Annotated in this window: 23 protein-coding genes; 15 read left to right on the forward strand and 8 right to left on the reverse strand. The window is 63.2% G+C overall.

Translation table 11 applies throughout. From position 1 onward, the window contains the following. Window positions 1–54: 54 nt before the first annotated feature. From EB231_RS09290 to EB231_RS09300, 3 genes are all read right to left on the reverse strand, one after another. Complete coding sequence (locus EB231_RS09290; RefSeq protein WP_172348547.1) at window positions 55–771, reverse strand: DUF4760 domain-containing protein; 717 nt, start codon at window positions 769–771, stop codon at window positions 55–57. Continuing rightward, window positions 768–1148, reverse strand: a complete 381-nt coding sequence (locus EB231_RS09295) for a hypothetical protein (protein ID WP_246740903.1) — start codon at window positions 1146–1148, stop codon at window positions 768–770. The genes EB231_RS09290 and EB231_RS09295 overlap by 4 nt, the downstream gene beginning before the upstream one ends. Window positions 1149–1264: 116 nt before the next feature. Then, complete coding sequence (locus EB231_RS09300; protein ID WP_172348549.1) at window positions 1265–3466, reverse strand: caspase family protein; 2202 nt, start codon at window positions 3464–3466, stop codon at window positions 1265–1267. A gap of 245 nt (window positions 3467–3711) precedes the next feature. On the opposite strand from EB231_RS09300, the gene EB231_RS09305 reads away from it, so the two are divergent. Next, entirely contained in the window at window positions 3712–4113 is a 402-nt protein-coding gene (locus tag EB231_RS09305; RefSeq protein WP_172348550.1) for a Fur family transcriptional regulator, read from the forward strand. Window positions 4114–4316: 203 nt separating this feature from the next. Here the strand turns inward: EB231_RS09305 and polA are convergent, their stop codons facing one another. Then, on the reverse strand, window positions 4317–7274 hold the full coding sequence (gene polA, locus EB231_RS09310) for a DNA polymerase I (protein ID WP_172352852.1): 2958 nt from the start codon (window positions 7272–7274) through the stop codon (window positions 4317–4319). 420 nt (window positions 7275–7694) lie between these two features. Between polA and EB231_RS09315 the strand changes: the two genes are divergently transcribed. The 5 genes from EB231_RS09315 (at window position 7695) to EB231_RS09335 (ending at window position 10662) form a co-directional block, all read left to right on the forward strand. Continuing rightward, window positions 7695–9080, forward strand: coding sequence for a M20/M25/M40 family metallo-hydrolase (locus EB231_RS09315; protein WP_172348551.1), 1386 nt, complete (start codon window positions 7695–7697; stop codon window positions 9078–9080). A gap of 78 nt (window positions 9081–9158) precedes the next feature. Next, window positions 9159–9779, forward strand: a complete 621-nt coding sequence (locus EB231_RS09320; protein WP_172348552.1) for a ribonuclease D — start codon at window positions 9159–9161, stop codon at window positions 9777–9779. Window positions 9780–9923: 144 nt separating this feature from the next. Further along, window positions 9924–10127, forward strand: coding sequence for a hypothetical protein (locus EB231_RS09325; RefSeq protein WP_140772080.1), 204 nt, complete (start codon window positions 9924–9926; stop codon window positions 10125–10127). 108 nt (window positions 10128–10235) lie between these two features. Beyond that, entirely contained in the window at window positions 10236–10490 is a 255-nt protein-coding gene (locus tag EB231_RS09330) for a GlsB/YeaQ/YmgE family stress response membrane protein (protein WP_172348553.1), read from the forward strand. A gap of 25 nt (window positions 10491–10515) precedes the next feature. Continuing rightward, window positions 10516–10662 (forward strand): hypothetical protein, encoded by a 147-nt coding sequence (locus EB231_RS09335; protein ID WP_027031097.1) that lies wholly within the window; start codon window positions 10516–10518, stop codon window positions 10660–10662. A gap of 1345 nt (window positions 10663–12007) precedes the next feature. Here the strand turns inward: EB231_RS09335 and EB231_RS35705 are convergent. Then, on the reverse strand, window positions 12008–12103 hold the full coding sequence (locus EB231_RS35705) for a putative RiPP precursor (protein WP_445299302.1): 96 nt from the start codon (window positions 12101–12103) through the stop codon (window positions 12008–12010). 410 nt (window positions 12104–12513) lie between these two features. Between EB231_RS35705 and EB231_RS09345 the strand changes: the two genes are divergently transcribed. From EB231_RS09345 to EB231_RS09360, 4 genes are all read left to right on the forward strand, one after another. Next, entirely contained in the window at window positions 12514–12918 is a 405-nt protein-coding gene (locus EB231_RS09345) for a DUF982 domain-containing protein (RefSeq protein WP_340163204.1), read from the forward strand. Window positions 12919–12944: 26 nt separating this feature from the next. Beyond that, complete coding sequence (locus EB231_RS09350; RefSeq protein ID WP_172348555.1) at window positions 12945–13229, forward strand: DUF982 domain-containing protein; 285 nt, start codon at window positions 12945–12947, stop codon at window positions 13227–13229. Window positions 13230–13454: 225 nt separating this feature from the next. Then, window positions 13455–15740 (forward strand): transglycosylase domain-containing protein, encoded by a 2286-nt coding sequence (locus tag EB231_RS09355; protein ID WP_172348556.1) that lies wholly within the window; start codon window positions 13455–13457, stop codon window positions 15738–15740. Window positions 15741–15819: 79 nt separating this feature from the next. Beyond that, a complete protein-coding gene (locus EB231_RS09360) occupies window positions 15820–16572 on the forward strand; it encodes an SDR family NAD(P)-dependent oxidoreductase (protein WP_027023639.1) in 753 nt (250 codons plus the stop codon). Between the two features lie 9 nt (window positions 16573–16581). Here EB231_RS09360 and EB231_RS09365 read toward each other — a convergent pair whose 3' ends face one another. Next, on the reverse strand, window positions 16582–17502 hold the full coding sequence (locus tag EB231_RS09365) for a zinc-binding dehydrogenase (protein ID WP_172348557.1): 921 nt from the start codon (window positions 17500–17502) through the stop codon (window positions 16582–16584). A 103-nt stretch (window positions 17503–17605) separates the two neighbouring features. Between EB231_RS09365 and EB231_RS09370 the strand changes: the two genes are divergently transcribed. Beyond that, window positions 17606–18412 (forward strand): AraC family transcriptional regulator, encoded by an 807-nt coding sequence (locus EB231_RS09370; RefSeq protein ID WP_172348558.1) that lies wholly within the window; start codon window positions 17606–17608, stop codon window positions 18410–18412. Here the strand turns inward: EB231_RS09370 and EB231_RS09375 are convergent, their stop codons facing one another. Both EB231_RS09375 and EB231_RS09380 read right to left on the reverse strand, forming a co-directional pair. Next, on the reverse strand, window positions 18413–20197 hold the full coding sequence (locus EB231_RS09375; protein WP_172348559.1) for a cation:proton antiporter domain-containing protein: 1785 nt from the start codon (window positions 20195–20197) through the stop codon (window positions 18413–18415). Between the two features lie 219 nt (window positions 20198–20416). Continuing rightward, complete coding sequence (locus tag EB231_RS09380; protein WP_172348560.1) at window positions 20417–20866, reverse strand: baeRF12 domain-containing protein; 450 nt, start codon at window positions 20864–20866, stop codon at window positions 20417–20419. Between the two features lie 429 nt (window positions 20867–21295). Here EB231_RS09380 and cysG point away from each other — a divergent pair, with 429 nt between their 5' ends. Genes cysG through EB231_RS09400 form a run of 4 tightly spaced genes read left to right on the forward strand, consistent with a single transcriptional unit; the run spans window position 21296 to window position 25507 of the window. Then, window positions 21296–22762 (forward strand): siroheme synthase CysG, encoded by a 1467-nt coding sequence (gene cysG / locus EB231_RS09385; protein WP_172348561.1) that lies wholly within the window; start codon window positions 21296–21298, stop codon window positions 22760–22762. After that, the gene (locus tag EB231_RS09390; RefSeq protein WP_140772068.1) at window positions 22759–23052 is read left to right on the forward strand and encodes a DUF2849 domain-containing protein; all 294 of its coding nucleotides are present in this window, start codon (window positions 22759–22761) and stop codon (window positions 23050–23052) included. The genes cysG and EB231_RS09390 overlap by 4 nt, the downstream gene beginning before the upstream one ends. A 45-nt stretch (window positions 23053–23097) precedes the next feature. Further along, window positions 23098–24768, forward strand: coding sequence for a nitrite/sulfite reductase (locus EB231_RS09395; protein ID WP_172348562.1), 1671 nt, complete (start codon window positions 23098–23100; stop codon window positions 24766–24768). Next, window positions 24743–25507 (forward strand): phosphoadenylyl-sulfate reductase, encoded by a 765-nt coding sequence (locus EB231_RS09400; RefSeq protein WP_172348563.1) that lies wholly within the window; start codon window positions 24743–24745, stop codon window positions 25505–25507. The genes EB231_RS09395 and EB231_RS09400 overlap by 26 nt, the downstream gene beginning before the upstream one ends. Window positions 25508–25627: the final 120 nt, after the last annotated feature.

Raw genomic sequence — 25627 nt, forward strand, 5'->3', positions numbered from 1 at the left:
CCAACCAGCAGCAGGCACGCATGAGGCGGACGCTGATCCCGGCCTTTCCCATCGCTATTTGGCTTCAGCCGCCGGTTGCCCATTGCGAACATAAGCCTCGATCGCCGTGGCGAAAGTAGGCGAACCCGCCTTGCGCTGCTTGTCGATATAGCCGGCAAAATAACTCCAGAACGAGACGGCATAGTCACGGAAATAAGCATCGGTGACCTTGCGCGAACACAGGTCTCCATCGACGCAAAAGGATAGACGGTTGAGGAAGTAGACGATGCGGTCGAAATTCTCGCCGAAATCGGCAAGCGGCATATCGCCACCGGAGGCTGTCATCGCCTCGATGCCGATGCGTTGCCGGAAAATCTGTTCTTCTGTAGGCGAGGGGTTGGCGCTGAGCAGATTGTCGTATTTGGCGTTGAGGGCAGAGAGACGATCTTTCAAGGCCCGCTGCGCCTGCTGGTAGTCCTTGGTTTCCCAGAGCTCGACCAGCGACATGGTCTGTTCGACGCGCTTCTGTTCCTGGTTGGCCAGGAACTGGTAGACCGAGAATGCCAGGGTGAAGATGATGGCGAAACGCACCAGCATGCCGGACCAGGCATAGACGAGCATGCGCCAGTCGCGATCGGTGAAGGGATTGCTCTCCTTCTTGATCTCATGGCTGCTTGGCCAGGGGAAACCTTCCGTGGTCTCCGGCAGCGTCTGCTTCGCCTCCGGCGCCTTGGCGGGCGCGGCCGCCTGTGTCTGCTTTGTCGTGTTTGTCGTGCCCCCCGGCTTCTTCATTTGCAGCTGTCCAGTTCGATGGTGGCGGACGGATCAAGCACGATGCCCGGCGCCTCAAGCTGCTTTTTCAGGCATGCGAGCTGCGGGCGCGAAACAATGAACTGCACATCCGGCTCCGCCGGCGCCTTGTTGGGCGACGGCAAGGCTTCGACCACGCCGCGTGAGGCACAGCTCGAGAGATCGACCACCACCGCGTCACTGCTGGTCTTGGCGAACTGGTCGTACTGGTCGAGGAAGCACGTTGCCAGTTCCGAATTGATGACCACCTGCTTGGCGCAGAGGCCACAGCTGTCCTGAGCCGAGGCATTGGCAATCAGCAACAGGCCGCCGGCAAGTCCGGCAACCGTTCCGCGCCAGGAGAAAATAAAGTTCGTCACAATCGATCCTATCTGCTTCATCCGGTCGCTGGCTCCTGGCCGCGGCCGGGAATGTTCTCATATCGCGCCAATCGCGCAAGAGCCGGCACCAGGGCCGTGCGACCCGGTGGCGGAGCTCAGGCGCGCGGCACCGTCTCCATTGGGAAGATCATCACCGCGCCCTTGGGGCCGCCCTTGTCGGCAAGCCGCATCACCGAGCGGGTCGGCGGCGCCATGCCGATATCGGCGAGCATGTCGGAGAAGCTGGCGGGGCCGAGGCCGCGCGTTATCGACGTGACGCCTTCCTGCGCCAGGAAGCTCAGATCTTCCTTCTCGCTTTCCGGCGGCGCCTCGGTCAGCACCGCGATCATCCGCTCCATGCCGAAGCTGGTGTCGGTGAAGGCGAGCAGCCCTTCCTCCAGCGTGGCCCGCGGCGCCAGGCGCTCGGCGACGATGTGGGTGATCGAATAATCGCTGCCGACATAGAGTACGTTGATGTCGACCAACTGGTCCGAGCTGTTCTTGGCCAGCACATGCACCTCATCGCCGGGCGAGACGCGCGGCACCGCCGAAGCCTGCAACGGTTCGAGCCCACCCTTGTCACGGCGCTTGACCTGGAACTGGACGTCGACATCCTCGGGCTTGTAGTCGGAGGCCACCGCCAGCCGCGAGAGGCCGGTGGCGCGGAAGATGGTGCGCAAATTCCTGGTCGTGGCGTCGACCAGCTTCTGGCGGTCGTCGCGATGGATGATGACCAGAGGCGGCTTGCTGCCGTCCTTCAAGGTCACGTCGCCGGACGCCGGCAAGAACCACAGCGCCGGTTTGTCGGTGGCGTCCCCGGCGGCGCCTGCAATGGCATTCTCGCGCATCACGGCGAAGCGCAATTCGGCGCTCTTGCCGGGATCGACCAGTTCTATGTTGAAACCGGTTTCCTTGGCTGCTGCCAGTTCGTCCAGAACCGAATTGACCAGCGTGGTTTCCTCCTCCAGTCCCTTGGTCGCGGCCGGCCGCGCCACGGTGAGCTTGTAGTCGACGGCGATCTCCGCCACCCGCGCATAGGCGTTGGCGGGAATGTCGGCGAGCTTCAGCGCAGGCTTCTTCTCGAACTCGACCGGCTTGACCTGGCTCTCCAGGTTCCTTGCCGACCGCACTTCGAGATAGCCGACGGCGTCGGACAGCGACGACAGTGCCGAGGGCAGGATGGCAAGCTTGCTGCCGGGCGTCAGGCGATGCAGCAGCCCGGCGGCGATGGTCGCCTCACCATCCTTGACGACGATGGGCCACTGCATGACCGCTTCTGTCTTGTCGGTGCCGAAGACGCGCGCGTCGAGTTCGCCCTCGAACAGCGGCGTCGGCCGGGTGCGGCTGTCGGCCGAATATTGCTGCAGAACCGCCTGGCCAAGCTGGCGATAGGTGACGTTGGGGTTTTCGGCGAGCTTCGACAGGATGGTGAAGGTGAAAAGGCCAAAGCGTGGCGCGTCCGCCGTACCCTTGGGCAGCGGCATCTCCGGCGTCGTCTCCACCGTTTGCGCGGCGTAGAAGGCGACCAGCTTGCCCTTGGTGATCGGCTCGCCGCCGGTCGGCGTCAGGTTGAAGGCGGGCTTGCGCGCGCCATTCTCGTCAAGGCCCCGCGATGCGCTTACGACCGTGTCCTCATAGGTCTTGATGGCCGCCGCCCTTGCGGCCTCGTCGCCGCCGACCAGATCAGCGAATTCGACCTTGCGCTCCAGCTCGTCATCGACCTCGGCGGCACGGGTCGCAGTGCCGGAATGGCAGCAGTCGAACACGACCCAGACAAACGCGCCCTTGTCGCGGATGGCGTCGAGCGCGTCGCCGATCTCATTGTCGACCAGCGCGTTCGGCACGCCGGCGTCGCGGTTGACCCACTTCTCGATGTCGACCGGCAGGAAAATCTCGTCGAGCCCGTCGGTCTCGTTGCCCTTGACCATTTCAGGCTGCTGGGCGCCGTGGCCCGACAGATGCAGATAAACGAAATCGTCGCGCTGAACCTTGGCCGCAAGTTCGGCGAGTGCCGCCTTGATCGCCGCATGGGTCGGCAAATCTTTGGCACCGGGCACATCCTTGGCGAGCAGCGTGACGTTCTCCGGCGCGAACCGCACCGGGTCCGGCACGTTTTTCAGCAGATACTCGTGCACCAGGCCGGCATCGTTCTTCGGTCCGATCAGCCAGTTCCTCTGCGGCAGGGCAGGATATTCGGTGCAGGCGACCAGCAGCGCATGGTAGGTGCGCGATGCCGCCAATGCTCGGAACGATACCGCACCGGCCGCCATCAGCGCCGACGTGCCGACAAGCAGCGTCCGGCGTGTCAATTTGATCATATTGCTTCCCCAAGCCCGATCGAATTTCCCAAGCGAGATTACCCTCGTCGAGGATTTTGTCAGTATTTTGAATGTCGCCGCGCCATCAGGCCCGCCATCATCAAATGTGCCGGAACGTCGTCGATTGGTCCTGGACAACAACAGAAGAGTAGCAAAGACGACGGTTCGTCGCTATCTGAATGGAATCGGGCCGTTTGCACCGGCAAACAGCCTGGGGATGGCGCAGAACAAGTTGGAACAGGACCATGGCTGCGAGGGATGTGCTGACGAAAAACCAGTTGTGCGTGCTCGAGAAGCTCGAGACCGCCAGCGGGCCGCTCAGCGCCTACACCTTGCTTGATCAGCTGCGCGAGCGCGGTTTTCGCGCGCCGCTGCAGGTCTATCGGGCGCTCGACACGCTGGTGAAGTCAGGCTTTGTCCACCGGCTGGAAAGCATCAATTCCTTCGTCGCCTGCGCCGAACCGCACGACCACAGCCATTCGATGACCGCCTTCGCAATCTGCGACACATGCGGGCAGGTGAACGAAATGTCGGATCACGACGTCGACCACCGGCTGAACGAATGGGTGAGTTCGACCGGCTTCGCCGCCAAGAAGGCGGTGATCGAGTTTCGCGGGACGTGTGCCAAGTGCCGGGCTGCTGCCTAAGACCTTCGCTTCGTCATCCTATGGCGGAGTGAACGCGAAGCGGAGCGGAGACCCTAGGATCCATTCCGTTACATTTCCGACGGTTGCAGCGGTGCAGAATAAATCTCCACAGCCTCGACGCTCATGCGTCGCGGCATGGATCCTAGGGTCTGCGCCGCGTCGCTGCGCTCCTTGCTTCGCCTAGGATGACGAAGCGAAGAGCGCTAATGAGCCTCGTCCCAGTTGTTGGCCGCGCGGGCGTCGACGTGCAGCGGCACCGACATCGATACGGCCGGCATCGCCGCGTTTTCCATGACATGGCGCACGACGGGAATCGTCGCCTCGACTTCCGCTTCGACCGTTTCGAAGATCAGTTCGTCATGTACCTGCAGGAGCATGCGGGCCGACAGTTTGGCCTTCTCCAGTGCTTCCTCCATGCGCACCATGGCGCGGCGGATGATGTCGGCTGCGGTGCCTTGCAGGCGGGCGTTGATCGAGGCGCGCTCGTTGAACGCGCGCAGCGACGGATTGGACGAGCGGATATCGGGATAATGGATGCGGCGGCCGAAGATCGTTTCGACGAAGCCATGCTCGCGGGCATAGGCCTTGGTCTCCTCGATATAATCGCGGATGCCGGGGAAGCGCTCGAAGTACTTCTTGATATAATTGCTGGCTTCCTCGCGCGGGATCGACAGCTGGTTGGCGAGGCCGAAGGCCGAGATGCCGTAGATGATGCCGAAGTTGATCGCCTTGGCGCGGCGGCGTATCTCGGAAGGCATGCCTTCCACGGGAACGTTGAACATTTCCGAAGCGGTGATGGCGTGGATATCGGCGCCATCGGCGAAAGCCTGCCGCAGCTGCGGGATCTCGGCGACATGGGCAAGCACGCGCAGTTCGATCTGGCTGTAGTCGGCCGAGACCAGCCGGTTGCCCTTGTCGGCGATGAAGGCGGTCCTGATCTTGCGGCCTTCGGCGGTGCGCACCGGAATGTTCTGCAGGTTGGGGTCGGAGGATGACAGCCGGCCCGTCGTCGTCGCGGCCAGCGCGTAGGAGGTGTGGACGCGCTTGGTGTCGGGATGGATGAAGCCTGGCAGCGCATCGGTATAGGTCGATTTCAGCTTGGTGAGCTGGCGCCAGTCGACGATCTTGCGCGGCAGTTCGTGGCCTTCGGCGGCAAGGTCTTCCAGCAGTTGCGCCGAGGTCGACCATTGCCCGGTTTTGGTCTTGGAGCCGCCGGGCAGGCCCATGCGGCCGAACAGGATGTCGCCGAGCTGCTTGGGCGAGCCGATGTTGATGCGTTCGCCGATGAGCTGGTAGATTTCCTCTTCGAGCCGGGCAGCACCTTGCGCCAGTTCACCCGACAGCCTGGACAGGATCTGCCGGTCGACGGAGATGCCGCGCTGTTCCATGCGCGCCAGCACCGGCACCAGCGGCCGCTCCAGCCGCTCATAGACCGAGACCAGGCCCTTGGCGGCAAGCCGGGGCTTCAGCACCAGCCACAGCCGCAGCGTCACATCGGCGTCTTCGGCGGCGTGCGCGGTCGCTCTGTCGATGTCGACCTGGTCGAAACCGACCGAGCTCTTGCCGGAGCCGGTCACGTCCTTGAGCTGGAGCGGGGTGTGGCCAAGCCATTTCTCGGCCAGCGCGTCCATGCCGTGACCATGCGGGGTGCCGGCATCGAGCACGTAGGAGATCAGCATGGTGTCGTCGAACGGCGCGACATCGATGCCGTAGCGGCTCATGATGACCAGGTCGTATTTCAGGTTCTGCGCGATCTTGAGGACCGATTTGTCCTCGAGCAGCGGTTTCAGCACCGCCAGCGCCTCGCGAAGCAGAATCTGGTTCTCGAGCGTGCCGCCACCGAGCAGGTCACCATTGCCGCTCTTGTGAGCAAAGGGAATATAGGCGGCGCGGCCCGGCGCCGTGGCTATCGCCATGCCGATCAGTTCGGCCTGCATCGGATCGGCTGATGTCGCCCGGACGTCGAAGGCCGTGACGCCAGCCTCCCGCGCCTCGGCGACCCAGGCCTTCAAGGTCGCGATATCGCGAATGCAGAGATAGGCTGATGTGTCGATCTTGCCGGCCGCCGCACGCTCCAGTCGCAGGGCCGAGAGCAGGGAAGGGGTATCGCCTTGCTTCGCCTTGTCCGGTGTGGCGGTTGCCTCTCCGTTGGCCTGGCCCGTCTCGGCACCGCTCCGGGCCACAACCGGCGATCCGGCGCCCACATCGGGGCCATGTGCGTTGTCGGCGCGCTCGACGGTCACCGCGACGGCCTGGACGTCGCCTGCCTCGGTGCCGGTCGCTTCCGCCACGCGGCGGGTCAGCGAGGTGAATTCCATGGTCTTCAAGAAGCCGATCAGCTTCGGCCCGTCCGGCGCATGGAGGACGAAATCGTCCAGCCCCTCGGTCACCGGCACGTCGTTCTTCAGCGTCACCAATTGGCGCGAGATCAGCGCCTTGTCGGTATTGGCGATGATCGATTCGCGCCTCTTGTCCTGCTTGATCTCCCCGGCGCGGGCCAGCAGCCCGTCGAGGTCGCCGAACTGCTCCAGCAACTGCGCCGCCGTCTTCGGGCCGATGCCCGGCACACCGGGCACATTGTCGACGGAGTCGCCGGTGAGAGCCTGCAGATCGACCATCTTTTCCGGCGGCACCCCCCATTTCTCGATGACTTCGGGAATGCCGATCTGGCGGTCCTTCATCGGGTCGTACATGCCGACCGTATCGCCGACCAGTTGCATCAGGTCCTTGTCGGAGGAGATGATGGTGGTGTCGCCGCCGGCTTCGCAAGCCAGCCGGCAATAGGTGGCGATGAGATCGTCGGCCTCGAAGCCCTCCATCTCGATGCAGGGCAGGTTGAACGCCTTGGTCGCCTGGCGGATCAGGCCGAATTGCGGGATCAGGTCCTCGGGCGGCGCCGAACGGTTGGCCTTGTATTCGGGGTAGAGATCGTTGCGGAAGGTTTTCGACGAATAGTCGAAGATGACCGCGAAATGCGTCGGCACAATGCCTACATCGGTGTTGCGGGCATCCTGCATCAGCTTCCACAGCATGTTGCAGAAACCGGAAACGGCGCCGACCGGCAGGCCGTCGGACTTGCGGGTCAGCGGCGGCAGGGCATGATAGGCCCGGAAGATGTAACCGGAACCGTCGATGAGGAAGAGATGGTCGCCTTTTTTCATGCCGGCAGGGATAGCGCGGCGCGATGGCTTGGTCCATGCCAAAGACATCGCCGGATATCGGTTCCGTCAACACCCTGACAGATTGGGTCATACAAATCCGCTCACGGGCACGTTACAAAAGTGTAACGTTGATGCCCTTGAATCGCCACCTTCACAGACCCAAATACACGTCATCGGCAGTTTTCGCCGAAGTCCGGAGCAAGGCCCGTCCCCCGCCTATCCCGGACAACTGCGGCAGCCTATCCCCCCTCTCCGGGCTGCCGCATCGTTTCGAGTACGAGACCGCCGTGGTTCCCCCTCCACCACGGCGGTCTTTTTTATCTTGCGGCGGCTGTTCCGGGCCGTGGTCCAATAGTCCCGGGCTTTTCGTTTCGCCGCTCTGCCTTTACGGTTCCGGCACTGAATCGAAAGGCTTTCCAAATGTCCGCAGTTTCCCCCGTCCTCGACCGCCTCGACCAGAATCTCGACCAGAGCCTGGAACGCCTGTTCGGCCTGCTCAGGATCAAGTCGATCTCCACCGATCCCGCCTATGCCGCCGACTGCCGCAAGGCGGCGGAATGGCTGGTGGCGGAGCTCAAGCTGATCGGCTTCGATGCCAGCGTGCGCAACACGCCAGGACATCCGATGGTGGTTGCGCATCATGACGGGCCGGCTGGTTCGCCGCATGTGCTGTTCTATGGCCATTACGACGTGCAGCCCGTCGATCCGATCGAACTCTGGGAAAACGATCCGTTCGCGCCAGCGATCAAGGAGGTCGGACCCGACCACAAGGTGATCACAGGGCGAGGCTCGGCTGACGACAAGGGCCAGTTGATGACTTTTGTCGAGGCTTGCCGCGCCTGGAAGCAGGTGCATGGCAGCCTGCCGTGCCGTATCACCATCCTGTTCGAGGGTGAGGAGGAATCCGGCTCGCCGTCGCTGAAACCGTTCCTCGAAGCCAATGCCGAAGAGCTCAAGGCCGACTTCGCGCTGGTCTGCGATACCGGCATGTGGAACCGTGACACGCCATCGATCTGCGTCGGACTGCGCGGGCTGGTCGGCGAGGAGATCATGGTGAAGGCCGCCGACCGCGACCTACATTCGGGGCTCTATGGCGGTGCCGCCGCCAACCCGATCCGCATCCTGGCGAAGGTGCTGGCCGACATCCACGACAAGGATGGCCACATCACCATTCCGGGTTTCTATGACGGTGTCGAGGAGACGCCGTCGCAGGTGCTGAAATCCTGGGAGACGCTCGGCGAGACGGCCGAGACCTTCCTTGGGCCTGTCGGCCTGTCGATCCCATCAGGCGAAAAGGGCCGCTCGGTGCTGGAATTGACCTGGGCGCGGCCGACAGCCGAGTTCAATGGCATCATTGGCGGCTACACCGGCAAGGGGTTCAAGACCGTGATCGCGGCGGAAGCCTCCGCCAAGGTGTCGTTCCGCCTCGTCCACAAGCAGGATCCAAAGAAAATCCGCGCCGCCTTCCGCAAGTTCGTCGAAGACCGCATCCCGGCCGACTGTTCGGTCGAATTCCACGCCCATGGCGGTTCGCCGGCAATCCAGCTTTCCTACGATTCGCCGTTCCTGGCCAAGGCCAAGAATGCGCTGTCCGACGAATGGCCCAAGCCCGCGGTGACGACCGGCAGCGGCGGCTCTATTCCCGTGGTCGGCGACTTCCAGACCTATCTCGGCATGGAATCGCTGCTGGTCGGGTTCGGCCTTGACGACGACCGCATCCACTCGCCCAACGAGAAATACGAGCTGAACTCCTTCCACAAGGGTCAGCGCTCCTGGGCCCGCATTCTGGACGCGCTGGCGCGCTGAGCGGCGGGAAAGTCGTTTTCCTGTTGATTTTTCACCGGATCGCGGCGAGGACGGGATACGCCGCGACCGGAGAAGACAATGGCCGACATTCGTTTCCACAAGCATGATCTGCCCGACCTTTCGCATTACAATGTCGGGGCGGTGGCCATCGACACCGAGACGCTGGGCCTGAACCCGCATCGCGACCGGCTCTGCGTGGTGCAGATTTCGCCTGGCGACGGCAGCGCCGACGTCATCCAGATCGCACCCGGCCAGAAGAAGGCGCCGAACCTCGTCAGCCTGCTCAGGAGCCGCAGCGTGACGAAGCTGTTCCACTACGGGCGCTTCGATCTCGCCGTGCTTTACAATGCCTTCGGGGTGATGGCTGAGCCGGTGTTCTGCACCAAGATCGCGTCGCGGCTGACGCGCACCTATACCGACCGTCACGGACTGAAGGACATCTGCTTCGAGTTGCTCGGCGTCGGCCTGTCCAAGGCGCAGCAATCGTCGGACTGGGCGGCCGAGACGCTGTCGCCCGAGCAGCTCGAATATGCCGCTTCCGATGTGCTCTACCTGCACCGGCTGCGCGACGTGCTGGCTGGGCGGTTGGCGCGCGACAGGCGGACAAAGGAAGCCGATGCCTGCTTCCGCTTCCTGCCGACGCGGGCCAAGCTTGACCTGATGGGCTGGGACGAAGAGGATATCTTCGCTCACAGCTGACCGCCTTCGCGACGATCCGCGCCCAGCGGCCGGTTGGGAACCAGATGCGAGCCGTCGCGTTCTGTCGGCTCGAATTACTTGCCTTCGCGATTCCGGACGGAATACCGCTACGCACTTCCCGGAATTGCTCGAAAAGGGGACGAAATGGTGGACAGGAAGCCGATATCGACCGCGCCGACCGATGGCTCCAAGGTCACCATCACCTGGAAGGACAGCGACGGCGTGCTCAACGAATCCATCGGGCAATACCGCGATGACGGCTGGTGGGTCTATACCGACAGCCATACGCAAAAGAAGGTCGAGCCGACCAGCTGGCGGCCGACTTCCAGCGACGACGACGATCAATGAGCGCCGCTGGCGGGGCCAGCTGCTTTCGAATAGCCTGAAGCCGTTGATATCGGGGCCGATTCGGAGCCTTCCGCTCCGCGCTCGCCCTCTTGCTCGGAGGAAATCGCCATGGGCGTCGAAAGTCTTCTCGTCTTCATCATCATTGGTGCCATCGCTGGCTGGCTTGCCGGTCTCATCGTTTCCGGTTTCGGCTTCGGCTTGGTCGGCAACATCATCGTCGGCATCGTCGGCGCCTTAATCGCCGGCTGGCTGTTCCCGCGGATCGGTTTCTCCATCGGCGGCGGAATCATCGCTTCCATCATCCACGCCACGATCGGCGCCATCATCCTTTTGGTGCTGGTCAAGGTTCTGAAGCGAGCCTGAGGCTCGAAACGACAAAGGGCGCGCCATGAAGCAGAACACACTCTACCTCCTCATTGGCGCGCTCGTCGTCGTTGTCATCGCGCTTGGCGCCTATGTCTACCGCGAGCAAACGAAGCCGAAAGGCGTCGAGCTCAAGATCGACGACAAGGGCATTTCGATCCAGCAGAACTGAGCCAGCCGCCGGTTTGGGTGGCCTATCGCTTGACACTGGCGAAGGCTATTGGCTTAGGCCGCAAGGCCACGCCCAAGAAGGCTCCGGCCAAGCGGAAGGCGAAGGCGTAGTCCGCGATCACGGCATAACTTCCAGTCCGATCGGCCATCTTGCGATTGCTCTTCGCCGGATGCATTCTCCCTGCGTCATGCCACAGCAAGAATTCCTCAATCATCGGTTGGAATGCCCCTTCTGCCTGACAATAAGGCTGCGCATCCCGCACGACGCGAAGCCGGAGACGCACATTGTTTGCGCTGACTGTGGCGAGTTCCTAGGAACATGGGACGATCTGCTCACGGACTTTGAAAAGCAGGGCGGGCACAATGGTGTGTTCCGCCTCGACAAGGGTCGTATCAAGCGGATCGAGTAGACGGCTAGTGGCCCTTGCCTGCGATTTATGGCGCTCTACATTTGCTGCGCGGCGGACCTGAGCGGTTCGTCTGGCCGGCGCCACTCAGGCAACCTATCAAATGACAGGCGCCGGCCAACTCCCATTTAGCGCTGAGCGTTTTTCGCATTACATGCCATGGTCGTATCGCACGGCGGGCTGGGGGTTTTGTTGGGGCTGCAGCCTGCCGTCGCTGTCTCTATACGAACAGCCGGCCGACATAGGTTGTAGCCGGCCTGTCGATCATTCCTTCCCGTCCTTCATTTGCATGCTTCGCATATATTGGAGGGGCGGATATATTCGCCAGCCGGCGCCCCTCGAAGACCCGTCGGTTAGGCCCGGTGCGCTACTGCCCCAAGTGTGTGCCAGGCCGCATCGAGGAGTTAACATGGAAGCGGTAGGCCTTTACCGATGCCCAGGAATTCCGCCGTTTGCCTGCTTCATGGAGCGGGGTAAGGCGAATTACATTGCCCAGGACGCCTATCGTGCCTTGGGGCACAAGCCAGACTTCGACGCGTTGCCATGGGAAGCAGAATACAGGGCTTCAAGACAAAAGGCCTGAGAACGAAGCTCGCCGAGCAGCGGCGATGGCTGCTTCAGGCGGCCCACGATGTCCTTTTCGGAATCGCGCGTACCAGCCAGGGCCGCCCACGTCTTACGGAGCTGTCGAGCAGGTCACCGGACGGGTGGTGAAAACCCGCCGGTCGAACCCAGCGGGCTGATTGGTGGATTAAGAAGATTGGTCTCAGCCCAGAATGACGGGCGGAGCTGACGGGCCAGCAACCACCCGAGAGAGGCGGTCCTTCTTGGTCAGGACCGGCTCTTCGTAGATTTTCTTCATGGGAATCCCCCGGTTGGCCCTCAAGCGGCAACGTGCATTGCGCCAACCGAACCGCCGGCGCGAGCCGATGGCTTAAATCAACCGATGCAAGGATGTGACGGCGTGCAGTTGGCCGTGACAACAGACAACTTGTCGCGCTTCACCAGCGCCGGCTTCACGTAGGTCTTCTTCATAGGATGTTCCCCGCTCTTAACCGGCCGATACATGCGTTCCGATGCTTGGGCTGTCAAGCCGACAGAAAAAGCCCGCCACCGCGAAAACGGCGACGGGCTCTTGTTTGTCCGCACGGCGGAGGGACACCGAGCACCTAACAAACTTGACAGGGCGTAATCGGTTCCAACAAAAAAGCCTGTGCCTGGAGGGAAGCAGCGGGCAAGTTTTGGGGAATGCTGATTGGAGGGGAACCGTCCAGTAAGAGGCCAACCACTGCGTGGTGGCTGGCCTCTCGGGAAGGCATAGGTGGGTTTAGAGCCTCGCCTTCCGCGCGAGTTTTTGCCGCAACTGTAAGAAGGCTGTCAATGCCAAAAACAGCGGCGGTTAGACCGCGAAATTCGGGGGTCGTCGCTCTTCCTTCGGCCATCTCTTGACGGAAAAAATCATCAGCCCCATATCGCCGTCGGGCGCTGACCGTTACGGTTCCGCCTTCATCAAACTCAATTGTTCGTTCGACTTGGAGGATCCTATGAACGATCGAATGTTCGACAGCCCTGTTTTCGTTCAGAGCGCGAATAGCTTCATACAGGAAATCGCAAACCTTGATGACGCTCTGGAGTTTCTTTACGAGTGGCCAAGAGACAGACGGGGGGCAATTTACGATACCGCTCTTCGCGCCTGTCAGAGGGCATTTGACAGCGGTTACCCTCTTTCAGCCGCCCGGCAGGCGTTTTGCGGCTTCGCTAAGTCAGCCAGGATTTATGAGGAAGTGACGGCCGCTTTGCCTTGGGCAACTTCGGGCAACCGAAGCCAAGGCGGCGGACTGGCCGCTTAAGGATGTTGCGGATCAGGAGGTTCGCAATGCTGTCCAAACCTTTTGAAAAACCGGTCATGGTGTGGGTTGGACTGGGCTTTCCGCGCCAGCTCAACACGGTAGCCGACGCCTATCAGTTCGTAGTCGAATGGTGCGGCAACAGTCCTGAACAGAAGGCGGCCATACGCGCTTGCAAAGCCGCCTTGGTCGGAGATATCGATCCGGAGATTGCACGGGGTGTCTTTGTAGCCTTCGCTCGCAAGAAAGACATTCTCATGGAGGCAGGCGCCATGCCTTCAGTTGTCGGAAAGCCAACTCCGAGCCACGTCTAGAGCAAGGAAAGGCGGTCGCCTTCTTTAGCGGCCGCCTTACTGTCCAGGAGGCCGGCATCAGTTCGCTCCGGCACGGTAACGGGAGCGGTAACGGGCGGTAACGCGGAAGATTGAAGCGCTTGATTAAACAGCGCTTTAATTTTTCCCGACTTAACCCGCCCTTAAATCGCCGCATCTACTCTTCAACTCGGACGCCATTGGCCCCGGGGATATCAAGCACAGCGCATGGCGAACCGCAGAGACAGCCGCATCGAGCCCAGTTTCGAGGGACCGCCACAGGCGCGATCCCAGCCGGGTCTTTCGGTGAGCGAGGAGGACCGCGTCGTGCCAAGCAACCGCAAAGCCTCCACCAAACGCAAATCGTCGAAGGCGAAATCGTCGCGCGGTGGGCGTGGCAGAAGCAGGCGCGGCCTGTTCGGCGTGCTCGGACGGCTGTTCTACTGGTGCTTCGTGCTCGCCATCTGGGGCGGCATCGCGGTAGCCGGCGTCGTCATCTACTACGGCGCCAAGATGCCGGCAGCCACGACCTGGTCGATCCCTGACCGCGCTCCCAACATCAAGATTGTTTCGGCCGATGGTCAGTTGCTCGCCAATCGCGGCATGAGCGGTGGTGAAGCCGTCGGCCTGCACGAAATGTCGCCCTATATTCCGGAAGCCGTCATCGCCATCGAGGATCGCCGGTTCTATTCGCATTTCGGTGTCGACCCGATCGGCCTGTCGCGCGCCATGGTGACGAACCTGCTCGGCGGGCATTTCTCGCAAGGCGGCTCGACGCTGACGCAGCAATTGGCGAAAAACCTGTTCCTGAAGCCCGACCGCACACTGGAGCGCAAGGTGCAGGAGGTGCTGCTGGCGCTGTGGCTGGAGCACAAGCACACCAAGGACCAGATCCTCGAAATGTACCTCAACCGGGTTTATTTCGGCTCCGGTGCCTATGGCGTCGAGGCGGCTTCGCGGCGTTATTTCGGCAAGAGCGCGCGCGACGTCACCCTGTCTGAAGCAGCCCTGCTAGCCGGCTTGCTGAAAGCGCCGTCGCGGTTGTCGCCGGCGCGCGATCCGAAGGCCGCCGAGGAACGTTCGCAGCTCGTGCTCGCCGCGATGCGCGAGGAGGGCAAGATCAGCGACAAGGAGCTGAAGACGGCGCTCAGCGCGCCGGCGACGCGCTCGCCGTCCTACTGGACCGGCTCGGAAAACTATGTCGCCGACGCCATCATGGAAGAACTGCCCGACCTGATCGGCGATGTGCGCGGCGATATCGTCATCGATTCTACGGTCGACCTGAACCTGCAGAAGCTTGCCGAGCAATCGATCCGCAAACTGATCGACGACAACGGCAAGAAGCTCAACGTCACCCAGGGCGCGCTTGTGTCGATCGACGATTCCGGCGCGGTGCGTGCCATGGTCGGTGGCTATGACTATTCGACCAGCCAGTTCGACCGCGCCTCGGAAGCGCGCCGCCAGCCCGGCTCGGCGTTCAAGCCGTTTGTCTATATGGCCGCCCTTGAGGCAGGCCGCACGCCCGACAGTGTGCGCAACGACGCGCCGATCAAGATCGGCAACTGGACACCCGACAATTACGGCGGCAAGTACTTTGGCAAGGTGACGCTGGCGACGGCGCTGGCCAAATCGCTGAACTCGGTCGCCGCGCAGCTGACGATGGAGGTCGGGCCGAACGCGGTGGTCGAGGCCGCGCACCGCATGGGCATCCAGTCCGATTTGCAGGCCAACACCTCGATTGCGCTCGGCACTTCGGAAGTGACGCCGCTTGAACTGACCTCGGCCTATGTGCCGTTCGCCAATGGCGGCTACAAGCCGGACATCCATTTCATCCGCCGCATCACCACTACCGAGGGCAAGGTGCTCTATGACAGCGGTGGCGGCAGCGCGCCGCGTGTCGTCAAGCCCGAGATCGTCGGCATGATGAATTCGATGATGATGGGCACGGTCGAGTTCGGCTCGGCAAAGAAGGCCGCCTTCGCCTGGCCGTCGGCAGGCAAGACCGGCACCAGCCAGAATTCGCGCGATGCCTGGTTCGTCGGCTACACCGCCAATCTCACCACCGGCGTGTGGTTCGGCAATGATGACGGCACGGCGATGAAGAAGGTGACCGGCGGCGCTCTGCCGGCGCAGGCCTGGCATGAGTTCATGGTCGCCGCGCATGAAGGCGTACCGGTGCGGCCGCTGCCCGGCACCTGGAAGTCGACGCCGGCCGATACAATCGTGCCCGACGACATACCTTCGGCCGACAACAACCAGCAGGCGCCGGTTCCGTCGGTATCCGTTGGCCAGCAGGCGCCGGCGCCGGCTGTTCCGCGAGCCGCTCCTGTTGCCCAGACACCAACGCCGGTCCGCGCGGTGCGTCCCGCCCAGACCGTCGATGCGGATGGCTTCGACATGCCTGCGGACAATGGCACAACCGCCTCGGTCGGGCATCCTGTGCCGCCAGGCAGTGTCGGCGGTCCGCTCAAGAAGAAGCGGACCTCGATCCTGGATATCCTGGGCGGCGGCTGATGCTGTCACCTGAGAGACGTCAATCCGCCTCTCGCCAGCGCCACGGTGTTCGGCTACACCTCCGGCCGGAGACCGCGACATGGCTGAACTCGACACCAGAAAAACCATTGTGCTGACCGGCGCCAGCCGCGGCATCGGCCACGCCACGGTCAAGCGCTTTTCGCGCGAGGGCTGGCGCGTCATCACCTGCTCGCGCCAGGCCTTCGCCGAGGATTGCCCGTGGCCGGCAGGGCCGGAGGACCACATCAAGGTCGATCTTGCCGATCAGGAAGATGTCGGCATCGCCGTCTCGGAAATCCGCCACCGGCTGGAAGCGCATGGCGGCCAGTTGCATGCGCTGGTCAACAATGCCGGCATCTCGCCCAAGCTCAAGGACGGCAACAGTCGGATGAACTCGATCGACACGCCGATGCATGTCTGGCGCGACGTCTTCCAGGTCAATTTCTTCGCGCCGATCATGCTTGCGCGGGGGTTGTTCAAAGAGTTAGCCGCGGCCAAGGGCTCGATCGTCAACGTCACCTCGATCGCCGGCACGCGCGTGCATCCTTTTGCCGGTACCGCCTATGCAACCTCGAAGGCGGCTCTCGGCTCGCTGACGCGCGAGATGGCGCATGATTTCGGCCCGCACGGCATCCGCGTCAACGCCATCGCACCGGGCGAGATCGACACAGCGATCCTGTCGCCGGGCACGGACAAGATCGTCGAGACCATTCCGCTCAGGCGCCTCGGCACCACGGCTGAGGTCGCGGACATCATCTTCTTCCTGTGCTCGCAGCAGGCCTCCTATGTGACCGGCTCGGAAATCCACATCAATGGTGGCCAGCACGTGTGAGGCGGGTGCTCATCCTGCCATCGTGAGAACGGCCTTGCCGCTGAAGCTGCGCTGCCGCAGTGCCTCCAGGGCCTGGGCGATATCTGTCCACGGCACGGTCAAGGCGACACGGGTTTCGAGCCGGCCAGCCGCGACCAGGGCGAGCAGAGCGGCGATATCGGCGCCGATGCCCGGGCCGGACGTGTAGTAGGCGAAGGTCTGAAGCCTCGCCCCCTCATGGCCCGGAACGAACTGGCGAAAGCCAACCGGGGTGAGTGCGCCACTGCTCGAACCGAACATCACGATGGTCCCGCCGGGTGCGACGCGTTCGATCGCGTGGGCGAGGCTTTCACCGCCGACCGACTCGGTGATCAGCGAGAAAGGGCCTTCGGCCAGTTCGATCGCCTCGACCACCTGCTCGGCGCCGAGATCGCGGAGATCCCCGGCATGTCGGGCGGCTGCGATCGCGGTCACCGAGGCGCCTTGTTCGCGGGCGATCTGGATCTGTAAACGGCCGACCGCGCCGCTCGCGCCGGTGATCAGCACCTTTAGTCCGGTGAGGTCCCCGCCATGGCGCAACGTCCTCAGCGCCGTCGTACCCGCCACGGGAAGCGTGGCCGCCGAGACGAAGCTGACCCCGTCGGGCAGGTTGGCGAGACGGTCGGTCGGAACGGCGACACGTTCGGCCCAGCCGGCTTCGTCGACCAGGGCCACGACCCTTGTGCCGACGGCCGGCCCGGAGCCATCGGCCGCCGCCCGCTCCACGAGCCCAACGACGTCCTGGCCAGGTACCCAGCCGTTCGGGCGTATCGTCAGCAGGCGCAGTTCGCCGCGGTTCAACGAGGTTGCGTGGACGGCGATCAGCGCTTCGTTCGCGCAAGGGCGTGGCTCGTCCACCTCGATAAGTTTCAGTCTGGCTGCGTTGTCGGAACAGACGGTGAGCGCAAGCATGGGTACACCTTTGCCAATCGTGGCGAAAACGACCCGAGCCTACCGATTTGTGCGGTCGAATAATCTAGATATAAAATCAATCGATCGCTAAAAACAGGCAATTATGAGACAACCTCTCCGCTACCCATGGCTCAATTTCGATGTCGATGACATTCTTGCTCCGGCGATCGCCGTGCGTGTCGACGTCACCGAGACCAAGGCCGAGGTGTCGCAGCATTGGCACCGCAAGGGGCAACTCGTCTTCGCGCTCGGCGGCGGTGTCACCTGCCGCGTTCCCAGTGGCCTCTGGATGGTGCCGCCACATTGCGGCGTGTGGGTGCCAAGCCGCATGCAGCACAGCAACATCGCGACGGCCAATGCGCGGATTTTCTTCGTTTACATCGAGCCGGGCGCGGCCGAACTGCCGGATCGGTGCTGTACGCTTTCGATCTCGCCGCTGCTGCGCGAACTCATCATCGAACTGTCGGACTGCGCACCTGACGACGCGAGGTGCGCTTTCCTGGGAAGTGTCCTGCTTGCCGAACTGCCTGATATGCCGGTCCAGCAATTGCATCTGCCTCTATCTTCCGAGCCGCGCTTGCGGCGGATCGCCGAAGCGTTGGCGGATGATCCGGCTGACCGCAGCACGCTGGCGGAGTGGGCCAACCGCGTCGCACTCAGCGAGAGCAGTCTCGCTCGGCTCGTCGTAAAGGAGACTGGCTTAAGCTTCGGCCGCTGGCGCCAGCAATTGCACTTGATCGTTGCGATAAGGGAGCTGGCTTCCGGGGCAAGCGTTCAGCGGGTTTCGGCCGATCTGGGCTATGAGTCCGTCACCGCCTTCATCACCATGTTCAAAAAGGCGCTCGGCAAGCCTCCCGCACAGTATCTCAGCAGCATCGCACGGAATGGCGGGTCTGCGTTCGTGGCGTGATCAGGCGGCGGACGGTTCAGTCGCGGATGGCTTGTGACCGAGCACCTCTTCCACGATCCCGCGCGCGATCTCCCGTTCGCCCATGATCACCGTGTCGGCGCCGAGCCCCTTGAGATGCTCGACCTCGGCATCGGAATGGGCGCGGGCGACGACGTTGATGCCGGGTTTGGCGGCGCGCGCGCGCAGAACGATCTGGCCGGCCTCGAACGCGTTGGGGATGGCGAGGATCAGCCGGCTGGCGCCTTCGGGATTGGCAGCGGCGAACACTTCGGCGTTGGCCGCATTGCCGGCGACGGTTTCGACGCCGTCGGCTTTCAGCCTGGCCAGCGTCTTGTCGGCGTCCTCGATGACGAGGAAGGGCACGGCAGCGTCTTTCAGCGCGGCACCGACAAGGCTGCCGACACGGCCGTAGCCGATCAGGATGGCGTGGCCGGCAAGTGTCGTCCTCGGCGGCGGCCCGTCCTCCTTCCTGGACGTGGCGGCGACCGAAGCCACCTGGCCTGGTTCCGTCGCCGGGCCGACCGGCTTTGCGTCCGCCGGCGGTGTCGTCTTGGCGGCGCGGGCTTCCAGCCACGGTCTCATCCAGTCGATGACCAGGAACATCAGCGGGTTGAGCACGATCGACAGGATGGCGCCGGCCAGGATCAGGTCGCGGCCCTGCTCGGGCAGAAGTTTCAGCCCGACGCCAAGCTCGGCCAGGATGAAGGAGAATTCGCCGATCTGGGCAAGGCTGGCTGAGATCATCAGGGCCGTAGCCAGGGGATAGCCGAAGGCGACGACGATGACGAACGCGGCCAGCGACTTGCCGATGACGATGATGGCCAGCGTCGCCAGGATCGGCAGGCCGTTGCTGAACAGGCTGAACGGGTCGAACAGCATGCCGACGGAGACGAAGAACAGCACCGAAAAGGCATCGCGCAAAGGCAGCGATTCTTCGGCCGCGCGATGGCTGAGCTCGGACTCGCTCATGATCATGCCGGCGAAGAAGGCGCCGAGCGCCAGCGAGACGCCGAACAGTTTTGCCGCGCCGAAAGCGACGCCGAGCGCGATGGCCAGCACCGCCAGCCGGAACAGTTCGCGCGACCCGGTATGGGCGACATAATGCAGGATCCAGGGGATGACCCGGCGGCCGACCACCAGCATGACGACGACGAAGGCGGCGACCTTGGCCAGCGTAATGCCGACGACGCCCCAAATGCCGTAACTGGCCGGCAGTGACAGCAGGCCGCTGACATGGGCTTCGGCCTGTTCCTGGCCGCCGAGCACGCCGGCAAGGGCAGGCAGCAGCACCAGCGCCAGCACCATGGCCAAGTCCTCGACGATCAGCCAGCCAACGGCAATGCGGCCGCGCTCGGTCTCGATAAGCCGGCGTTCCTGAAGCGCGCGCAGGAGCACCACGGTCGAGGCGACCGACAGCGCCAGGCCGAACACCAGGCCCGCTCCCATCGACCAGCCGAGCATCCAGGACAGCCCAGCGCCGAGTGCCGTGGCGAAGCCGATCTGGACGATGGCGCCGGGCACGGCGATCGCGCGCACCGACAGCAGGTCCTTGAGCGAGAAATGCAGTCCTACGCCGAACATCAGCAGGATGACGCCGATTTCGGCCAGTTCATTGGCAAGGCCGGCATCGGCGACGAAACCGGGCGTGTTCGGCCCGACCAGCACGCCGGCTATGAGATAACCGACCAGCGGCGGAATTCGGAACCGATTGGCGAGAGCGCCGAAGACGAAAGCCAGCCCCAGACCGGCGACGATGGTGGCGATAAGGGGCGTGTCATGCGGCATTGTCTATGGAGCGCCTTTCAAGCTAGCGATGTCGGATGTGCGCCGCCCGAAGCCGTCGCCTGTTTTGCAATATGGTGGAAGGGGTGACGATGATGCAACCCGCAGGCCGTGAAAATCGATGGTGCGGCGGCAAATACAGGCCGGCGGCTGAAAGCCGCCGGCCTGTCTGAAATCTCGCGATGGTGTCGCCCCGGGACCGCGATAGTCGGCCGCCGGCGATCAGGCGGCCCGCAGCAAGGCCTCGATCTCGAATATGGCGTGGTTGGTCAGCGTCTTGGGAATTTCGGCCGCCACTTTGCCCTCGACCTCCTTGTGCAATTTCTTGCGCATGGTCCCGAGCACCATTGGCGGCGCGACAAGGACGATCTCGTCGAAAGCGCCGCCATGCGCGAGCTTGTAGAGCCGGGCAGCAATGTCATCGGCGAAGCGCTCCTTGCCGATCCGATGCCAGTCCGTGTCCTCGACGGCGCTGCGATGCACAGACGGGCCGTCATTGTACCGGCCTGGACTGTCGGTCCCCTGTTCGCGGGTGGGCGGATTGTCCTGTTCCATCATCTGCACGACCTCAAGGTTGGGAAACTTGTTGTCGCCGATATTCCTGAGGAAGAGCGCTTTTTCGCCATCGGCCACCATGATCCAGATGCCGTGCTTCAGCTTGATCGTACCCATGATGACGGGTTCCTTTCTCTGCTGCGTGATGCCCTACGCGGCACTCCGCTGCGGTTTCGGTTTTGGATAGCGGACGAGACGGGAACGCCTTGTGAAGCGGTAATGTTCCCACCGACAAGGTCAGCGGAACGCCCGCTGCCCGAGGCCGAAGGTTGAGAATTGTTGGCTGGTGGCTTTAATCTACCAAATTGGTAGAAATTAGAAAAAACTGTTTTGCAAGACGGTGGGCCGGCGGCTAAAAAGACCTGAAATCAAGGCCCGCTTCAGCGACTTGAGTTCGCCCACACCCAGGATGTGGAATATTTTTCTCCTGCCTTTCGCAGTTGCGAAAAAGCGATTGCCTGCCATCACAGGATGCGCGAGTGCTTTGCTTCTGGTTTTTCGCGCCCGGGCGTAAAACTGCGACACTGTTCCCGGATTGCTTTTCACATGCCGCAGGCCAATGCCAAGCTCAATGCCTTCCCCGTCTTCGTGCGGGTCGAGGGCGAAGCCGTGGCCATTGTCGGCGGCGGCGAGCAAGCCCTGGCCAAAGCACGGCTGATCGGACAGTCGAGCGCGGTGCTGCGCATCATCACCGAATATGCCGAACCGGAGCTGCTTGCCTTCATCGCTCAGTCTGGCGCCAGCCATGTCGCGGCGGCTTACGATGCTTCGCAGCTCGACGGCGCGGTCATGGTGTTTGCCGCCAGCGGCGACGAGACGCTCGACCGCCGCGTCGTCGAGGATGCGCGCAACCTGGGCATTCCGGTCAATGCAGTCGACCGGCCGGAGCTCTGCGATTTCTTCACCCCGGCCCTGGTCAACCGTGCGCCGGTCGTCATAGCGATCGGCACCGAGGGTGCGGGCCCGGTGCTGGCCCAGATGCTGCGTGGGCGCATCGACCAGATGCTGCCACCGTCGCTTGGATCGCTGGCGACGCTTGCCGCTTCACTGCGTGGTGCCGCCGAGAAATTGCTGCCGAAAGGCAATGCCCGCCGCCGCTTCTGGAGCAGTTTTTTCCAGGGTGCGCCTGCCCATGCCGTGGAAGCGGGCCAGCTGTCGCGGGCGCATGACGCCGCCGTGGATCTTCTGTTGTCGAACGCACCGGCTTCGGGCCACATCGCCCTGGTGGGCGCCGGTCCGGGCGCCGAGGACCTACTGACGCTGCGGGCGCACCGCCTGCTGATGGAAGCCGACGTCATCGTCCATGACGCGCTGGTGCCGGAGGCGGTGGTTGCGATGGGCCGCCGCGATGCCGAGCGCTTGGGCGTCGGTAAGCGCAAGGGCTGCCACACCAAGAGCCAGGCCGAGATCAACGCGCTGCTCGTCGAACTCGGACGGCAAGGCAAGCGCGTCGTGCGGCTGAAGTCCGGCGATCCGCTCGTGTTCGGCCGCGCTGGCGAGGAGATGGCGGCGCTGCGCGATGCCGGCATCGCCTACGAAGTGGTTCCGGGCGTCACTGCTGCGTTCGCCGCTGCCGCCGATTTCGAACTGCCGCTCACCTTGCGGGGGGTATCCTCGTCGATGGTGTTCACCACCGGCCACGACCTCAAGGGCAATTCGTTGCCCGACTGGGCCAAGCTTGCGATTTCCGGCGCCACCGTTGCCGTCTATATGGGCCGCTCGGTCGCGGCCGAAGTCGCCGGCCGCCTGATCGAGGCCGGGCTGTCGCCGGACACGGCGGTCGCGGTGGTCGAGAATGCCAGCCTTGCCAATCGGCGCCGTTTCCACGGCACGCTGGCCGACCTGCCCTCGCTGGAAGCGCGTGGCGATCTTTCCGGGCCGGTCATGACAATTATCGGCGACGCCGTCGCCGGTGCCAATTTCGAACGCTCCGAGCCGCTCGCGGCACGTTGGCACGAAGATCTGGGGCACGAAAGTGCGGCCACCGCCGCCACGGAGAGAGTTCAGCCATGAAGATACTGACCGCGAACCGCCTGACCGATGGCATCGCCGTCTGGTACGCCGATGGCGGCTGGGCCGAGACGGTGGGCCACGCCGACCTTGCCCATGACAAGGCGGCCGAGGATCGCCTGGAGGCGATCGGCGCCAAGGCCTATGCCGACAATGAAGTGGTCGACGTCAATCTGATCGACGCGGACGTCGTCGACGGCGTGGTCGAGCCGGTGCGATTGCGCGAGAAGATCCGCGCCGCTGGGCCGACCATTCGCGGCGATCTCGGCAAGCAGGCCGAGCGGGCCGCATAGCCAGGATTTAGATGAAACGGGCGGACGCGCCCTGAAAGACGAAGCATGTACCGTTACGATGAGTTCGACCACGATTTTGTCCAGGCCCGCGTCGCCGAGTTCAGCGATCAGGTCCAGCGCCGGCTGTCCGGCGAGATATCAGAGGACCAGTTCCGGCCGCTCAGGCTGATGAACGGCGTCTACCTGCAGCTGCACGCCTACATGCTGCGCATCGCGGTGCCCTATGGCACGCTAAACAGCAAGCAGTTGCGCATGCTTGGCCACATCGCCCGCAAGTACGACAAGGGCTACGGCCATTTCACCACGCGCCAGAACATCCAGTTCAACTGGCCGGCGCTGTCGGACATTCCGGCGATCCTGGCTGATCTGGCAAGCGTCGAGATGCATGCCATCCAGACCAGCGGCAACTGCATCCGCAACGTCACCGCCGATCATTTCGCTGGTGCCGCGGCCGACGAAGCCGCCGATCCGCGCCCCTATGCGGAAATCCTGCGGCAATGGTCGTCGGTGCATCCTGAATTCTCGTTCCTGCCCAGGAAATTCAAGATCGCGGTGACGGGTGCCGAGCGCGACCGCGCCGCCATCCAGACGCATGATATCGGCCTGCACCTGAAGAAGAATGCGGCCGGCGAGTTGGGTTTTGCCGTCTATATCGGTGGCGGCCAGGGCCGCACGCCGATGGTGGCAAGGAAGATCCGCGACTTCCTGCCGGAAGCCGACCTGCTGTCCTACTGCACGGCGATCCTGCGCGTTTACAATCTCTATGGCCGCCGCGACAACAAGTACAAGGCGCGCATCAAGATCCTCGTCCACGAGACCGGCGTCGATGAGATCACCCGTCAGGTCGAGGCCGAGTGGCAGGAGCTGAAGGACGCCGATCTGAAGCTGCCGGAGGCCGACATTCGTGCCATCGAGGCCTATTTCGCGCCACCGGAACTGTCCGAGCGGCCGGACGGCGACGCCGCGGTCAAGCTGGCGCGTCTCGATTCCAAGGGTTTCTCGGAATGGCTCGACCAGAACGTGGTGACGCACCGCCATCCCGACTACGCGGCGGTGACGATCTCGCTCAAGGGCATCGGTGAGGTGCCAGGCGATGCGTCGGACAGCCAGATGGAAGCGGTCGCCGACATCGCCGAAAAATACGCCTTCGACGAGCTGCGCGTCAGCCATGAGCAGAACCTGATCCTGCCGCATGTTGCGCGCGCCGACCTCAAGGCGGTCTATGACGCGCTGGTCGATATCGGGCTAGCGACGGCCAATTCCAATTTGATATCCGACATCATCTCGTGCCCGGGCCTCGACTATTGCGCGCTGGCGACGGCACGCTCGATCCCGATCGCGCAGGAAATCTCGCAACGCTTTGCCTCGCTGGAACGGCAGCGCGAAATCGGCGAGTTGAAGCTGAAGATCTCCGGCTGCATCAATGCCTGCGGCCATCACCATGTCGGCCATATCGGCATTCTCGGCGTCGAGAAGAAGGGGGCCGAACTCTATCAGGTGACGCTGGGCGGCTCGGCCGACGAGAACACGTCGGTCGGCGAGATCATCGGCCGCGGCTTTTCATCGGAAGAGATCACCGACGCCATCGAGCAGATCGTCGAGACCTATCTCGGCCTTCGGCTCAACCCACAGGAAAAGTTCATCGACGCCTACCGCCGTGTCGGTCCCGCGCCGTTCAAGGAGGCGCTCTATGCTGGCGAAGCCAAGGCCGCTTGACCGTATCGCCGATGTCGATGACGGCGTCGCCGCCAAGGCGGCGGGGTTTGATGCGCTTTACGGTCATCTGAAGCCGCTCGAGATCATCGAACGCTCAGCTCGCGAACTGTTTCACGACGAGATCGCCGCTGTGTCGTCCTTCGGCGCGGACTCGGCGGTGTTGCTGCACATGATCGCCGAGATCGATCGGTCGCTGCCGGTCATTTTCCTCGATACCGGCAAGCATTTCGAGGAGACACTCGGCTACCGCGACGCGCTCGTTGCCGATTTCGGGCTGACCAACATCCAGGTGATCAAGCCCGAGGAAGCCGTACTCGAGCGGATCGACCCGACAGGCAATCTGCACCAGAGCAACACCGATGCCTGCTGCGACGTGCGCAAGGTCGAGCCCTTGGCGCGCGGCGTGGCACCGTTCCGCGCCTGGTTGACAGGACGCAAGCGCTTCCAGGCCTCGACGCGGGCGGCGCTGCCGGTGTTCGAAGCGGTCGGCGCGCGCATCCGCATCAATCCGCTGGCGCACTGGACGACATCGGACCAGGCCGACTACATGCGCGCCCATGCGCTGCGCGAAAATCCACTGGTCGCCTATGGCTATCTGTCGATCGGCTGCTTTCCGTGCACGCAGCCGGTACAGCCGGGCGAGGACGCGCGTAGCGGCCGCTGGGCGGGTCACGCCAAGACCGAATGCGGCATTCACCTGTCGGGGCTGGAGAAGTCGCTGACCGACGCATCCCTATAGGATATGCTGATAATCAGGTGAGGCTGGCCTGCCAACGGCGGCGTTCCCGCGCTTCCGGTGCTCACGTACTTCAAGTACGCTCCGCTCCGGTTCCCGGAAGCCGCCATTCTCGGTGTAGCC

It is taken from the genome of Mesorhizobium sp. NZP2298 (genome assembly GCF_013170825.1).
GTDB lineage: Bacteria > Pseudomonadota > Alphaproteobacteria > Rhizobiales > Rhizobiaceae > Mesorhizobium.

Excerpts from the sequence above, each read along its gene's own strand:
- EB231_RS09290 (WP_172348547.1), bottom strand. The coding sequence starts at position 771 with ATGAAGAAGCCGGGGGGCACGACAAACACGACAAAGCAGACACAGGCG.
- EB231_RS09300 (WP_172348549.1), bottom strand. The coding sequence starts at position 3,466 with ATGATCAAATTGACACGCCGGACGCTGCTTGTCGGCACGTCGGCGCTG.
- EB231_RS09305 (WP_172348550.1), top strand. The coding sequence starts at position 3,712 with ATGGCTGCGAGGGATGTGCTGACGAAAAACCAGTTGTGCGTGCTCGAG.
- polA (WP_172352852.1), bottom strand. The coding sequence starts at position 7,274 with ATGAAAAAAGGCGACCATCTCTTCCTCATCGACGGTTCCGGTTACATC.
- EB231_RS09315 (WP_172348551.1), top strand. The coding sequence starts at position 7,695 with ATGTCCGCAGTTTCCCCCGTCCTCGACCGCCTCGACCAGAATCTCGAC.
- EB231_RS09320 (WP_172348552.1), top strand. The coding sequence starts at position 9,159 with ATGGCCGACATTCGTTTCCACAAGCATGATCTGCCCGACCTTTCGCAT.
- EB231_RS09325 (WP_140772080.1), top strand. The coding sequence starts at position 9,924 with ATGGTGGACAGGAAGCCGATATCGACCGCGCCGACCGATGGCTCCAAG.
- EB231_RS09330 (WP_172348553.1), top strand. The coding sequence starts at position 10,236 with ATGGGCGTCGAAAGTCTTCTCGTCTTCATCATCATTGGTGCCATCGCT.
- EB231_RS09335 (WP_027031097.1), top strand. The coding sequence starts at position 10,516 with ATGAAGCAGAACACACTCTACCTCCTCATTGGCGCGCTCGTCGTCGTT.
- EB231_RS35705 (WP_445299302.1), bottom strand. The coding sequence starts at position 12,103 with ATGAAGAAGACCTACGTGAAGCCGGCGCTGGTGAAGCGCGACAAGTTG.
- EB231_RS09350 (WP_172348555.1), top strand. The coding sequence starts at position 12,945 with ATGCTGTCCAAACCTTTTGAAAAACCGGTCATGGTGTGGGTTGGACTG.
- EB231_RS09355 (WP_172348556.1), top strand. The coding sequence starts at position 13,455 with ATGGCGAACCGCAGAGACAGCCGCATCGAGCCCAGTTTCGAGGGACCG.
- EB231_RS09360 (WP_027023639.1), top strand. The coding sequence starts at position 15,820 with ATGGCTGAACTCGACACCAGAAAAACCATTGTGCTGACCGGCGCCAGC.
- EB231_RS09365 (WP_172348557.1), bottom strand. The coding sequence starts at position 17,502 with ATGCTTGCGCTCACCGTCTGTTCCGACAACGCAGCCAGACTGAAACTT.
- EB231_RS09370 (WP_172348558.1), top strand. The coding sequence starts at position 17,606 with ATGAGACAACCTCTCCGCTACCCATGGCTCAATTTCGATGTCGATGAC.
- EB231_RS09375 (WP_172348559.1), bottom strand. The coding sequence starts at position 20,197 with ATGCCGCATGACACGCCCCTTATCGCCACCATCGTCGCCGGTCTGGGG.
- EB231_RS09380 (WP_172348560.1), bottom strand. The coding sequence starts at position 20,866 with ATGGGTACGATCAAGCTGAAGCACGGCATCTGGATCATGGTGGCCGAT.
- cysG (WP_172348561.1), top strand. The coding sequence starts at position 21,296 with ATGCCGCAGGCCAATGCCAAGCTCAATGCCTTCCCCGTCTTCGTGCGG.
- EB231_RS09390 (WP_140772068.1), top strand. The coding sequence starts at position 22,759 with ATGAAGATACTGACCGCGAACCGCCTGACCGATGGCATCGCCGTCTGG.
- EB231_RS09395 (WP_172348562.1), top strand. The coding sequence starts at position 23,098 with ATGTACCGTTACGATGAGTTCGACCACGATTTTGTCCAGGCCCGCGTC.
- EB231_RS09400 (WP_172348563.1), top strand. The coding sequence starts at position 24,743 with ATGCTGGCGAAGCCAAGGCCGCTTGACCGTATCGCCGATGTCGATGAC.